Source organism: Bradyrhizobium genosp. P (assembly GCF_049949265.1).
Lineage (GTDB): Bacteria > Pseudomonadota > Alphaproteobacteria > Rhizobiales > Xanthobacteraceae > Bradyrhizobium.
Genome location: NZ_CP188195.1, coordinates 6,548,779 through 6,561,471 on the forward strand (window position 1 = coordinate 6,548,779; position 12,693 = coordinate 6,561,471).

A 12,693-nucleotide genomic window follows, 5' to 3' on the forward strand; every position below is an offset into this window, starting at 1 on the left:
GGTCTCGGCGGCCCCCGCCCCAAAAGTCACATCCCGACCCCTACCACCCTGCTATTGGTGCTTCTCAAATTCCGATACCGCGCCAGCGCCCAGAGCGGAAAGAACTTCGAGTAGCCATGATATCGCAAGTAAAACACCCGCGGAAACCCCGTAGCGGTGTATCGCTGCTCGTCCCACAGTCCTTTTTCGGTCTGTGTTGCCTTTAGGTACTCCACCCCCCGTGCAACTGCCGGATTTTCGACCTCTCCGGCCGCCATTAAACCGAGCAAAGCCCATGCCGTTTGCGAGGAGGTCGATGGCGCGGCCTCATACCCCCTGTAATCGAGCCGGTAGCTGACCGCGTCCTCGCCCCAGCCACCGTCCTGATTTTGCACCGACAGCAGCCAATCTACCGCTTTCCGAATCATCTGGTCGTTGTGATCGACCCCTGCGACATTTAGCGCAGATAGCACCGACCAGGTGCCGTAGACGTAATTCAGGCCCCAGCGGCCGTACCAGGAGCCCTCGGCGAGCTGGGTCCGGCGCAGATACGCGACCCCGTCGGCCATTACCTTGCTCGTCCTGGTGGTCTCGCCGAGCTGGCCCAGCATCGAGACGCAGCGCGCGGTCACGTCCTCGGTCGGCGGGTCAAGCAGCGCGCCGTGATCGGAAAACGGGATGTTGTTGAGGTAATATTCGAGGTTGTTGGCGTCGAAGGCAGCCCAGCCGCCGTCGCGGCTCTGCAGCCCCTCGATCCATTCGCGGCCGCGCGCGATCGCGGCGTCGTATTCGCTGGACCCGGTCTGGCGCTGCGCGCGATCCATCGCCATCACCACCACGGCGGTGTCGTCGAGATCGGGATAGTGATCGTTATTGTACTGGAATGCCCAACCGCCCGGACGGACGTTTGGCGCCTTGACCGCCCAATCGCCCTTCAGCTCGAGCACCTGGCGCGGCTTCAGCCAGTCGAGCCCCTCTTTCATCCTGGCGAGGGTCTCGTCGCCGCCCGTCTCCTGCAGCGCGTGGCAGGTCAATGCCGTGTCCCACACCGGCGAAACGCAGGGCTGGCAATAGGCCTCCTGCTCGCCGATCACGAGCAGCTTGTCGAGCCCGCGCCGCGTGACGGCACGCGGCGGATAGTTCTCGTCCTTTCCGAGCGCTTCGTACATCATCACGATGTTGGCCATCGGCGGATAGATCGCGCCCATGCCGTCTTCGCCGTTCAGCCGCTCCTCGGTGAAGGCAAGTGCAGCGTCGATCGCGCGCTGGCGCAGGCTTTTCGGAAACATCGGCTCGACCACGCGCAGCACGGCATCGAGCGAGCGGAACAGATAGAACCAGCTCGCGCTCTGATGCGGCGCCTTCGGCGTCATGCGGATCGACTTCGGATCCTCCAGGAACAACTCGTCGATGCCGACGCCCTTCGGATTCTTCGCGCGCGGCTTCAGCGCCGCCAGCACCATCAACGGCACCATGGTGGTGCGCGCCCAGTAGGAGATCTTGTTGATGTGGAACGGCGACCACATCGGCAGCAGCATGATCTCGATCGGCAGCACCGGCGTTGCGCGCCAGGTCACGACGCCATAGAGCGCAAGCAGGAAGCGCGTGAAGACATTGCTGCCCGACGCGCCGCCACGCGAACGGATCGCCTCGCGCGCCCGCGACATATGCGGCGCATCGACGGAATCGCCGATCATCTTCAGCGCGAAGTACGACTTCACGCTGGCGCTCATGTCGAACGGACCCTCATGCACCAGCGGCCAGCCGCCATGGGCGCCCTGCACGCGGCGCAGATAATTGGCGATCTTGGCTTCGAGCTCGGCGTCGACGGGTTCTGCGAGATAGTGACGGAGCAGAACATATTCGGCTGGAATGGTGCTGTCGGCCTCGAGCTCGAACACCCAGTGACCGTCGGACTGGCGATAGCCCATCAGGGCTTCGGTCGCCGTAGAGATGCTCTTCTCCAGCGCGACGGGGTCGACTGTTACGCTGTGATCGCTCGAAAGCATTTCGCTCGATATCCTCTTCATCGCAGACCGGCTCACGACAGCCACGGCCGCTCCAACAGGTCGAATCTAGCGCCTGGCCAGAACCAGATCGGCGGCGCGATCACCCGACCGCACCGATCCCTCGATGGTTGCCGGCAACCCGGTAGCAGTCCAGTCGCCGGCAAGAAACAGGTTTTTTTGCGCGGTCAGGGGTCCTGGACGCAAGGCATTCTGCTCCGGCGTGGCCTCGAATGTGGCGCGGCGCTCGCGCACGATTTGCCAGGGCGGCAATTCGCCCGAAACGCCCGCCGCCGCGCAGACGTCCCGCCAGATCGCCAGCGCCAGCTCCTCGCGCGGCATATCGACAAGGCGGTCGCCATTGCTGATGGTCACCGACAGCCGCTGCGGGAACGCGAACAGCCACTCCACGAGGCCGCCGACGACACCGAGAATTGGTGCGGCGTCGCGCGGCGGATCGACGCGGAAATGCGCGTTGACGATGGCGCGGAACTTGGTCGGCGTCTTCAGCCCGGGCAGCAGCGAGGCGGCCGCGCGCGGCGGCACGGCGAGCACCACGACATCGTCGGCCGCGAGCGTGACTTTATCGTCGCCGCCGAAATCGAGCTGCGCGACCCTGTCACCGGACATCGTGAACGCACGCAGCTCATGTCCGAACTGGACGCTGTTGCCCCTGTCCTGCAACTGCTCCACGGCCGGCTCGATCAGGACCGAGCTGAGGCCGTCGCGCGCGATCAGGGGCCGGCAGGCCTGCCCGCCCGCCAGCAGCGTCTCGCGCACGATCGCGCCGGCAAGCCCGGCAGAGCCCTCGGGGGGGTCGACGTTGAGCGCGGCGAGCAACAACGGCTGCACCAGACGATCGTACAGTGTGCCCTCGCAGGGGATTGTCTTGCCCACAAGCGCGTCAGTGCCCGCCCACGCCAGCGGCGCCAACGCGAGATAGTCGCGCAAGCCCGTATCGGGGACGCGGCGCGCCTCGTCGAACACCCAGAGCGGCAGCCGGGAGTCGCCGAGATCGAGCCGCCAGCGCTTGCCTGTCTTGAGATCGACGAACGGAAACTGTGCGCGTTCCGGCCCCATCAGGCCGGCCTCCGTGCCGATCGAACGGGCATAGCTCACCGCGTGGCGGTTGCCCGACAGCAGGAGGTGGTTGCCGTTGTCGATGGTGAGATTGGTGGCGGCGTCGAAATAGGAGCGGCAGCGGCCGCCGGCCTGCTGCGTCGCCTCGTGGACGCACACCTTGTAATTGGCGTTGGCGAGCCGCACGGCCGCCGAAAGGCCGGAAATACCGGCGCCGATGATATGAACGGTCTTTTGCATCAGATGATCGCGTAACGAAGCAGGATGCCGACCTTGGCCGCCTTGGACACACGCACCGGCTCGCGCGGAGCAGCAAAGCCGCGTGCAATGAGGCGATCGAGGATGGCGCGATAGTATTTCGACATGATCCGCGGCGCGCGAACCGCGCGGCGCGAATTGCGCTTCATGATCTCGTCGGATTTCTGAAAATGCATCCTGGCGCGTTCGGCGAGCGGCGCACACACCTTCGGCAGCGCCTTATCGGCGGTGACGCGGGCCGGATCGTCGTTGGTGATGCCGGCGTGCCATAGCCATTCGCGCGGCAGATAGAGGCGGCCGAGGCCGGCGTCCTCATCGATGTCGCGCAGGATGTTGGTGAGCTGCAGCGCACGGCCGAGGTGATGCGCGAGTTCGATGCCGTCGCCCTCGGGCAGGCCGAACACTCGTACCGACAGCCGGCCGACGGCGCTTGCGACGCGATCGCAGTACAGGTCGAGCGTCGCAAGATCGGGCGCGCGGATGTCCTGCGGCACGTCCATCTCCATTCCGTCGACAACAGCGAGAAAGTCCTCGCGCTTCAGCCGGAAGGTCTTCACCGAGGCGACGTAGTCCTTGAGGCGATCCGGCGGAAGGCCCTGATAGAGCGCGTCAATGTCGTCGCGCCACTGCTGGAGCGCGGCCAGGCGCTCCGGACGCGGACCGTCGGAGTCGGCGATGTCGTCGACCTGCCGGCAGAAGCTGTAGATCTGGAACATCGCCTCGCGCTGCGCGCGCGGCAGGATACGCATCGCGGCGTAGAACGAACTGCCGGACGCGGCGCTGCCGTAATTTGCGTTGGCCGCCGCCTCAACGCTCATGCGCCGGCCGCCGTCTTGGAGACTGAACGGCGTCCGATCGCGCGGCGCGCGGTCTCGCCGGCCATGCCACTGAAGCTCTGCAGCAGCAGTTCGACCGGGCTCAGATGGACGCGCTCGCTGAGGGGATCGCGCACCTTCAGCATGTTGACGATCCTGTCGGCAAAGGCCTGGATCACGGAGATCTCCAGCCCGAGCCTGAAATCCTTCACCTCGGCCGCAAGCGACTTGCTCTCGACGAGCAACACCTCGGTGCGCACCGCAAGCGCCTGCAGGCATTTGAGCAATGCCGGCTGCGACTTCGCCTCGCCGAGCATCTCGACGGTCGCGCCCGACGCGGCCAGCGCGTCCCGCGGCAGGTAGACACGGTTCAGGTTGCTGTAATCCTTGGCGCAATCCTGCAGGTGGTTGTTGACCTGCAAGCCCGCACAGAGTGCATCCGATGCCGCCCAGGTCGAGGTGCTCTCGCCGTGCACGTCGAGCATAAAGCGGCCAACCGGCATCGCCGAATAGCGGCAATAGTCGATTACGTCATCCCAGGTCTCGTAACGCAGCTTGGTGACGTCCATGCGGAACGCCACCAGGACGTCGAGCGCATGTCGCGGCGGCATCCCGCGCTCGGCGAAGGCGCGTCGCAGATTGACGGCTTCCTTCTGGGTCTCGCCATTGCCGAGAAGCTCGGCCTCCATCAGGTCGAGATAGCGAAGCTTCTCGTCGGCGGGCAGAGTGGCGTGATCGGCAATGTCGTCGGCCGTGCGGACGAAATTATAGAAGGCCAGGATCAAGGCACGATGTCGCGGATGAATGATCCACGACGCGACCGGGAAATTCTCGTCGCGGTGGGTCTTTCCGGATCGCAGGTCGCTCGCGGTGGTCATTGGAAATTTGGGCTACACTGGTCAAGGCACGGCGCAGGCGCGAATGGTCAGGCGCATGCCGGGGATTGCGAGCCCCATATAGGGGAATACGCCGCCAAAACCAATGCTATCTGTGACCGCCAGCATACGCGGCCGGAGGCCGGCATGCATTCCGGCCACAGGCTTCGCAGCGGTCCCTTAAGGCCTGAACGCGGCCTTACTGGTTGTGGTTCTTCAGCACCCGGTCACAGGCTGCGCTGATCTTGGTGCGGTTCTGCTGCAGGCAGGCGAGAATGGTGAAGTCGCCCTGATCGATCACCGCGCGGCAGTGACGCTGCACGTCACGCGCACAGGCCTTCTGCTCATCTGGCGTGCCACCGCGCGCCTGCTGCTGGGCGAAGGCGCCGGATGAAAGCGGGACCGACAACAGGGCGAAAGCCAAGAGAAGTTTACGCATCGTATTCCTTCATTTCCGACAGCAGACAATCTGTCCCCGAAAGCGCTTCGGCATGGCTGGGACGGATTTGTGGGGAGTTTGGACGCCGCCTAACGCAGCAACGAATGGACATCAAGCACTGCTAAATGCGGCTAAATTTGCGACGCTGTAAACCCTTGCATAAACCATTGATTCTCATTAGCTATTCCGACACCCTTTTTGCCATCATGCGGCGATCGTGGACAACGCCCGCACAAAGCCGACGGACCGCGGCAGATTCTGTCTGGTGACGCGATGGCCTCCCGGGTGGCCAAGCCGTCATTTGAACCTAACATACAGCGGTGACACTAAATCTTCGATGCGGCGAGGCGCTTCTTGCAAGGGAAGCTCTGATTTTAACGGGAATATTCAAAATGAAGCTGTTTGGTTCCAGCCTTTCCGATCAGTGCTTCAAGGCTGCCGGCGTCGGCGCCGTCCTCATGCTGTCGGTCTCCACGGGCCACGCGCAATCCAGTGGGCCTTTCGCCGGCTTTGACGGCTCATGGAGCGGCTCAGGCACGGTTTCGTTGTCCGACGGGACCACCGAACACATCAGGTGCAAGGCTGCCTACAAGGTCGCCGCAACGGGCATGAGCCTCAAGCAGAGCCTGAATTGCGCAAGCGACAGCTACAAGTTCGACCTCACCAGCGACGTGACCAGCCAGGGCGATCGGATCTCCGGCAACTGGAGCGAGAAGAGCCGCAACATCTTCGGCAATCTGCAGGGCACCGCGGGCGGCGGCCAGATCAACGTGTTCGTCGAAGCCTCTGGCTTCGCCGCGAACTTGAACCTGCGGACCAACGGCTCCAAGCAGGTCGTGCAGATCGACTCCAAGGGCGAGATCCGCGGCGTTACGATCACGATGACGAAGAGCTGAGGTGCCCGGCGCGCCTTTCCGTCCGACAATCTCCGCAAGAATCACAAAAGGCCCGGTTTCGTTCGTTCGGAGCCGGGCCTTTTGGCGTCAGGATTTCTCTGTCGGCTGCGGCTGTCCAGCCGTGCCGCGGATCTTCTCCGACAGGTTGATCAGGAACATCGACGTCGGCCGCAGGATGAAGAGGTCCGCGACCAGGGCTGCGATCATCGAGAATGCACTGAGCCAGCCGAACAGGCGTAGCGACGGCAGGTCGGAGAACACGGTGACGACAAGGCCGCAGGCCAGCACCACCGTGGTCAGGATCAGCGCCGGGCCGACCAGCACGGTCGCACGCTCCACCGCGAGATCGGCACTGATGCCCGGCTTCCGTTCCAGCCGCAACCGGTTGAGGAAGTGGATAGTGGCGCTGAGGCCGAGGCCGAACGACACCGTCAGCGCCACGACGCTGGCGAATTGCAGGCCCTCCCCGAGCAGGTACAACACAGTGCCCGACAGCACCACCGGGAAGATGCCGGGCAGGATGCAGGAGAACATCACCACGACAGAGCGGAACGCGAGCCCGATGAAGATCGCGACCAGCAGGAACTCGATGGTGAGGCCATGGTTGAGCTTCTCGATCATGTTGGCGCTGTTACGCGCGGCGATTACCGACAGGCCGGTGACCGCGATCTCGTAGCCGGGATGCTCGGCGCGCACCTTGTCCAGCGAGTGATCGAGCTTGTTCACCACCGGAAGCAGCTGGCTCGAGTCCAGATCCGGGACCCGGCCCGACACCACGACCGCATCCTGGTCCGCCGAGATGAAGCGGCGCACCAGATGTTCGGGAATCACGCTGACATATTCCTTTAGCGTCGCGACATCGTTGCTGCCGGCCTTTTCGGCGAGCCAGCGCCGCAAGGTTTCCAGCGACCAGACGTTGCCGACGCCGGCCGTGTCCTCGACCATCGCGTGGACGTCGGCGATGGTCTTCAGGGTCTCCGGCGAGTAGAGCGATTCGCCCTTGGGGAATTCGATCAGCACATCGACCGGATTGGCGCCGGTCAGCTTGGCATCGAGCCGGCTCGAGGCCTCCACCGCCTGCCGCTTGTCCGGAACCTGATCGGCAAGCCGGTAGCGCGGCTGCAGATTGGCATAGACGCCGCCGAGGCTGCCGACGACGATCAGTGCGATCAGGCTGAACAGCCCGGGACGCCCGACCATCCGGACGGCGATCCAGTAGCAGAAATTGCGCAGCGCCTGCACGCCGGCATCCGCGGTCTGGAACTTGACCGCGAAAACCTTCTCGTTGCGCACCAGCAGCACGCCGAACACCGGCACCAGCGACAACACCGCGACCAGCGCGATGATGGTGGCCGCAAGCCCCGCCTCGCCGAACTTGCGGATCAGGTCGGAATCCGAGAATTGCAGCGCGATGAACGAAATCCCGGCCGTGCCGTGGGTGAGCACGCAGGCCGGGCCGACCACCAGCACCGCGTTCTTGAATGCGGTGAACTTGTCCTGCCCGGCAATCAGCCGGTCGCGCGCCGCGAAGGTCAGCTGCATCGAGTCGGAGAAGCTGATCACCATGATGAGCGGCGTCATCACGTTGAGGAACATGTTGAGATTGAAATTGGCCCAGCCGAGGCCGCCGAGCGCGAGCAGGATCGCGATCATCGGCGGGAACGCCGCCACCACCATGAAGGAGATCTTGCGGAAGAAGATGATGGCGATGAGGCATCCGGCGAGGATGCCGAGGATGTTGTAGGTCAACCCGTCGCGCTCGACCGCGTTGCGGATCTCGAGCTGCATCACCGGCACACCGGAGAGCTGGGCACTGAGCCCGCTGCCGCCGAGGTCGTCGGCCATGATCTTCCTGATGTCGCCGACCGCCTTGGTAAGCTTGTTGCTGGCGACCACCTCGGGTTCGAGCGACAGCACGATCAGCGCGAGCGTGCCGTCCTCCGACAACAGCTTGCCGCGGATGATCTCATTGGCTTTGACGGTCTCGGTAAACTTGTCGTAGGCCTCGCCGGTCGGGAGTTCATTCGGGAACAGCGCCGCCGGCAGCTTGCCGGGCGCCGGCGCCTGGCGCGCCGAGAACAGCGACACCACGCCCCGAACACCGTCGACGAGCTGTACGTCGGTCACCATGTCCCGCAGCTTCTCGAGATTCTCGCGGGCAAGCAGCGTCTTGCCCTCGACCACGATCAGGACGTCGAACTCGGTCGCGGGGAAGCGCTTGGTGACCGCCTCATACTGCTTGTAGTCTTGGGAATTGGAGCGGAACAGCTGCGACAGCGAGTCGTCGATCTTGATCCGATGGATGCCGAACAGGGCGCCGATCACCAGGAGGACGAGGACGATGCAGGACAGGATCGGCGCCCGCATCGGAACCAGGCCGAGGCGCTCGATACCGAACGCGATGCTGGTCCCCAACCGGGGCTCCTCGACCTTCTCGACGTGGACCTGACTTTCGGAGTTCTTTTCGAGCATGCCCTGTCCAGTTCTGAAATCGGCGCAATCTATCTAGGTTGGGTTCCGGGCGCGAATGAGGCTCGTCGGCACATCTGATCGGCGCTAGTCTTTGAAAACACGCGGGGTTTTACAGGGCCGCCTCTTTGCTCGCAAGCGCGAGCGCGATGCCAAATCGGTGCGGAGCTGACGAAAGCCGGAGCTAAGTATCTGATTTGTCACACTTCGACCGATCAGCCCCGGCATCAGCTCACGCCAATCGGCGGGCGAACCGCACGGCGGCCAAGGCGGCGGCATGCTGTCATTCGGCAGGGACGGAGGCCTCGCGCAGCCGCATCGAATAATTCGACGCGTTCTGCCGGCCGCTGGAAGCCGCGCGCGCAAATGTGATCAGATGATGCGCGACCAGCGTCGCCGAGATCAGGCCCTCGATGTCACCGCGCTTGAGCCGGCCCAGCGCGAATTTCCAGAACACGCGCCTGTAGCTGCCGAGTACGCCCACCTTCCAGAAGATATTGCGCAGCATGATCAGGCCGCGCCGGATGTTGGCCCAGGTCTTCATCTCCGGGCTGACCGGCACCTTCAGGCGGTTGTCGTAGGTGAAGTCGCATTGATACTGGTAGCGCTCGAACAGCTTCTCGGGCTGATAGGCGGCTTCCATGCATTTGCGCCAGGAGCTGACCACGTCATCATAGGGCAGCAGGAACTTCACGTTGGAATCGCGGCCGTCGTCGTCGACCAGCCGCCCGGCCTTCTCAAGGCGATCCCACAGCGGCGTCTTCGGCAGCGCCTGCAGCAGGTTGATGGTCAAAAGCGGAATCCGGGACTCGTCGACAAAAGAGATCAGCGCCTCGCCGGTCTGGGGCTTGTCGGTGTCGAGCCCCATGATGATGCCGGAGACGACCTCCATCCCGTAGGAATTGATGGTGTGCACGCCCTCCAGGATCGGGACCATGTTGTTCTGGTCCTTGTGCATCGCCTTCAGCGCGTCGGGATCCGGCGTCTCGATGCCGACGAAGATCGTGACGAAGAAAGCTTCGCGCATCTTCTCCAGGATCTCGGGGCGCTTGGCGATGTTGAGCGTCGCCTCGCAGGCGAGCCGCGTCACATAGCCATGCTTCTTCTGCCATTCGATCAGATGCGGCAGCAAATCGGACGCGGCCTTGCGGTTGCCGATGAAATTGTCGTCGACGAAATAGACCGAGTCGGTCATGCCGCATTCGCGCAGCTTGTCGAGCTCGGCGATGATCTGCTGCGGCGACTTCAGCCGCGGATTGCGGCCATAGAGGCCGGGGATGTCGCAGAACTCGCATTGGTAGGGACAGCCGGAGGAGAACTGGATGCTGCCGAGGAAGTACTTCTTGATTTCGGCGAGCTCGTAGGCCGGCAGCGGGAACTCGGTCATCGGCAGGCGATCGAGGGTCTTCAGCACCACCTGCTCGTCCGGACGGCTGGTGTCCTGTTCCAAACGCTTGATCAGGTCGTTGGTGGCGTCGCCGAGTTCGCCGACATGGAGGTAGTCGAATGAGGGATAGTAATCCGGGCAGGCGCTGACCGACGGACCGCCGATCGCGACCGGCAGGTCATGGTCATGCGCGCGGTGGCAGATATCGTTCATCTGCTGGCGCTGGATGTGCATACCGCTGACGAACACGGCGTCCGCCCACTCGAAATCGTCATCGGTTGCCGGACGCAAGTTCTCGTCGATAAAGCGGACCGGCCAGTTCTCGGGCAGATAGGCCGCGATCAGCAGCAGCCCCTGCGGCGGCATGAATGCCTTGACGCCGTCGGTCAGGGGATAGGCGTATTCGAAAGTCCCAAAGGCCGACGTATAGCGCGGGAAGACGCAGAGAATACGACGTACCGTCTCAACGCGCTCAGCCCTCATCAAACATCCTCAAGCGAAGCAACACCGAATTTAACCACGGCATTGAATGCTGAGCCAGAAATTCTTCAAGATTGTGGCACGCGCCAACGTCACAACGCCGCGATAGTTGCTCCCAAAGCTGCTTTCTCGCCTCAGGCCAGCAGCCGGGATGCAAATTCGGGCAATAGCCCTGCATCGGCAAGGCGCAAGTCCTGCCCGGTAAGACCTGCGCGCGTCAGCCAGTCGTCGAATTCAGGCGCCCGCTTCAGGCCGAACAGGTCACGGATATAGAGCGCGTCGCGAAACGAGGTCGACTGGTGGTTCAGCGTTACGTCGTCGGCGCCCGGGACTCCCATGATGAAGGTGACGCCGGCCGCCGCCAGCAACGTCAGAAGATTGTCCATGTCATCCCGATCGGCCTCGGCGTGGCTGCTGTAGCAGACGTCGACACCAAGCGGCAGGCCAAGCAACTTGCCGCAGAAATGATCCTCGAGCCCGGCGCGAATGATCTCCTTGCCGTCGGCGAGGTATTCGGGACCGATAAAACCGACGACGCTGTTGACGAGCAGCGGATCGAAGGCGCGCGCCACCGCATAGGCCCGCGCCTCGCAGGTCTGCTGGTCGACCTGGTGATGGGCTTTGGCCAGCAGCGCCGAGCCCTGTCCGGTGCCGAAATACATCACATTGTCGCCCACCGTGCCGCGGCTGAGCGACAGCGCCGCCTCCCGCGCCTCGGTCAGGATCGAGAGGTCGACACCGAAGCTGCGGTTCGCCGCCTCGGTGCCGGCGATCGACTGGAAGACGAGATCGACAGGCAGCCCCTGTTCGATCAGGCCGAGCGTGGTCGCGACATGCGTGAGCACGCAAGCCTGCGTCGGAATCTGCAGGCGCATGATGACGTCGTCGAGCGTTCGCAACAGCGGTCCGACCACCTGGGGATCGTCGCTCGCCGGGTTGATGCTGATGCAGGCGTCGCCTGATCCGAGCAGGAGCCCGTCGAGGATCGAAGCAGCGGTGCCGCGCGCGTCGTCGTGCGAGTGACTGGGCTGCAGCCTTGCGCTCATCCGCCCAGGCAGACCGATGGTGTTGCGGAAGCTGGTCATCACCTCGCACTTCCTTGCGACCACGATCAGATCCTGGTTGCGCATCAGCTTCGACACCGCCGCGACCATCTCCGGCGTAACGCCGCGCGAGATCTTCCTCAAGGTATCGGCGGTGGCGGCGTCCGACAGCAGCCAGTCGCGGAAGCCGCCGACGGTGAGCGACGACATCGGCACAAATCCTGCGACATCGTGGCTGTCGAGGATCAGGCGGGTGATCTCGTCGTCCTCGTATGGGATCACCGGCTCGTTGAGAAACTGCCTGAGCGGAACGTCGGCAAGCGCGAACCGCGCCGCGATCATCTGCTCGGTGCCGTCGGCCGCGATGCCGGCCCGGCGGTCGCCGGAACGCGCCGGCGTCGCCTTGGCGAGCAGGTCGCGCAGGTTCGGGAAGACATAGGCGGTGGAGTTGATGGTGTGGCGATAGATCATGGCAAATCTGACCTATGGAATGCGGAGGGCATTAACGTAACGAATCTTTACGAAGGCAATGCCATTCGCGTTTACACATCAAGAGTTGACGATTTATCGAAGCGATGCGCGACACGCGTTCTACCTTTGTACGCTCGAATGGAACCGGAGTATCGGCGGCAAACGACTGGATTTACTTCGTCGAAAGTTGCAGCGGCAAAGAACTCGCGTATTAAGGAATCTTCCACGAAGATTTAGTGTAAGTTTTACTCGAACCGAGGGTTGCTCGCCGTTCTGTGGGAACGCCCGTCGAACTGGAACAGCCATCCTTCGCCGGCACGACGTTGGGGATCGTTCCTCGATTCAATATCAAACATCTCGGTGTCATCACCCGTCAGTGATCTGTCCGGGCTAAACACTTGACCGGGCGATCCAGTACGCCGCGGCACATCAGCTCAATCACGACTGTCTCTGGAATACTGGGTCGCCCGGTCAAGCCGGGCGATGACAGATGTG

At 63.3% G+C, this 12,693-nt stretch carries 9 protein-coding genes; 1 reads left to right on the forward strand and 8 read right to left on the reverse strand.

The window, feature by feature from the left end:
- Window positions 1–26: 26 nt before the first annotated feature.
- The 5 genes from shc to ACP2YO_RS31535 all read right to left on the reverse strand — a co-directional run bounded on the left by shc (window position 27) and on the right by ACP2YO_RS31535 (window position 5,452).
- Window positions 27–1,988 (reverse strand): squalene--hopene cyclase, encoded by a 1,962-nt coding sequence (gene shc, locus ACP2YO_RS31515; protein ID WP_426435037.1) that lies wholly within the window; start codon window positions 1,986–1,988, stop codon window positions 27–29.
- Between the two features lie 66 nt (window positions 1,989–2,054).
- Window positions 2,055–3,305, reverse strand: a complete 1,251-nt coding sequence (gene hpnE, locus ACP2YO_RS31520) for a hydroxysqualene dehydroxylase HpnE (protein ID WP_426435038.1) — start codon at window positions 3,303–3,305, stop codon at window positions 2,055–2,057.
- Entirely contained in the window at window positions 3,305–4,141 is an 837-nt protein-coding gene (hpnD, locus tag ACP2YO_RS31525; protein ID WP_426435039.1) for a presqualene diphosphate synthase HpnD, read from the reverse strand. The genes hpnE and hpnD overlap by 1 nt, the downstream gene beginning before the upstream one ends.
- On the reverse strand, window positions 4,138–5,016 hold the full coding sequence (hpnC, locus tag ACP2YO_RS31530; protein ID WP_426435040.1) for a squalene synthase HpnC: 879 nt from the start codon (window positions 5,014–5,016) through the stop codon (window positions 4,138–4,140). The genes hpnD and hpnC overlap by 4 nt, the downstream gene beginning before the upstream one ends.
- Before the next feature lie 196 nt (window positions 5,017–5,212).
- Window positions 5,213–5,452, reverse strand: a complete 240-nt coding sequence (locus tag ACP2YO_RS31535) for a hypothetical protein (RefSeq protein ID WP_426435041.1) — start codon at window positions 5,450–5,452, stop codon at window positions 5,213–5,215.
- A 392-nt stretch (window positions 5,453–5,844) separates the two neighbouring features.
- Here ACP2YO_RS31535 and ACP2YO_RS31540 point away from each other — a divergent pair, with 392 nt between their 5' ends.
- On the forward strand, window positions 5,845–6,348 hold the full coding sequence (locus tag ACP2YO_RS31540; RefSeq protein WP_426435042.1) for a hypothetical protein: 504 nt from the start codon (window positions 5,845–5,847) through the stop codon (window positions 6,346–6,348).
- Window positions 6,349–6,435: 87 nt separating this feature from the next.
- Here ACP2YO_RS31540 and ACP2YO_RS31545 read toward each other — a convergent pair whose 3' ends face one another.
- The 3 genes from ACP2YO_RS31545 to ACP2YO_RS31555 form a co-directional block, all read right to left on the reverse strand.
- Entirely contained in the window at window positions 6,436–8,820 is a 2,385-nt protein-coding gene (locus ACP2YO_RS31545; RefSeq protein ID WP_426435043.1) for an efflux RND transporter permease subunit, read from the reverse strand.
- A 280-nt stretch (window positions 8,821–9,100) separates the two neighbouring features.
- Window positions 9,101–10,687: a B12-binding domain-containing radical SAM protein gene (locus tag ACP2YO_RS31550; protein WP_426435044.1), complete on the reverse strand. Its 1,587-nt coding sequence runs from the start codon at window positions 10,685–10,687 to the stop codon at window positions 9,101–9,103.
- A 131-nt stretch (window positions 10,688–10,818) separates the two neighbouring features.
- The gene (locus ACP2YO_RS31555) at window positions 10,819–12,198 is read right to left on the reverse strand and encodes an ethanolamine ammonia-lyase subunit EutB (RefSeq protein WP_426435045.1); all 1,380 of its coding nucleotides are present in this window, start codon (window positions 12,196–12,198) and stop codon (window positions 10,819–10,821) included.
- Window positions 12,199–12,693: the final 495 nt, after the last annotated feature.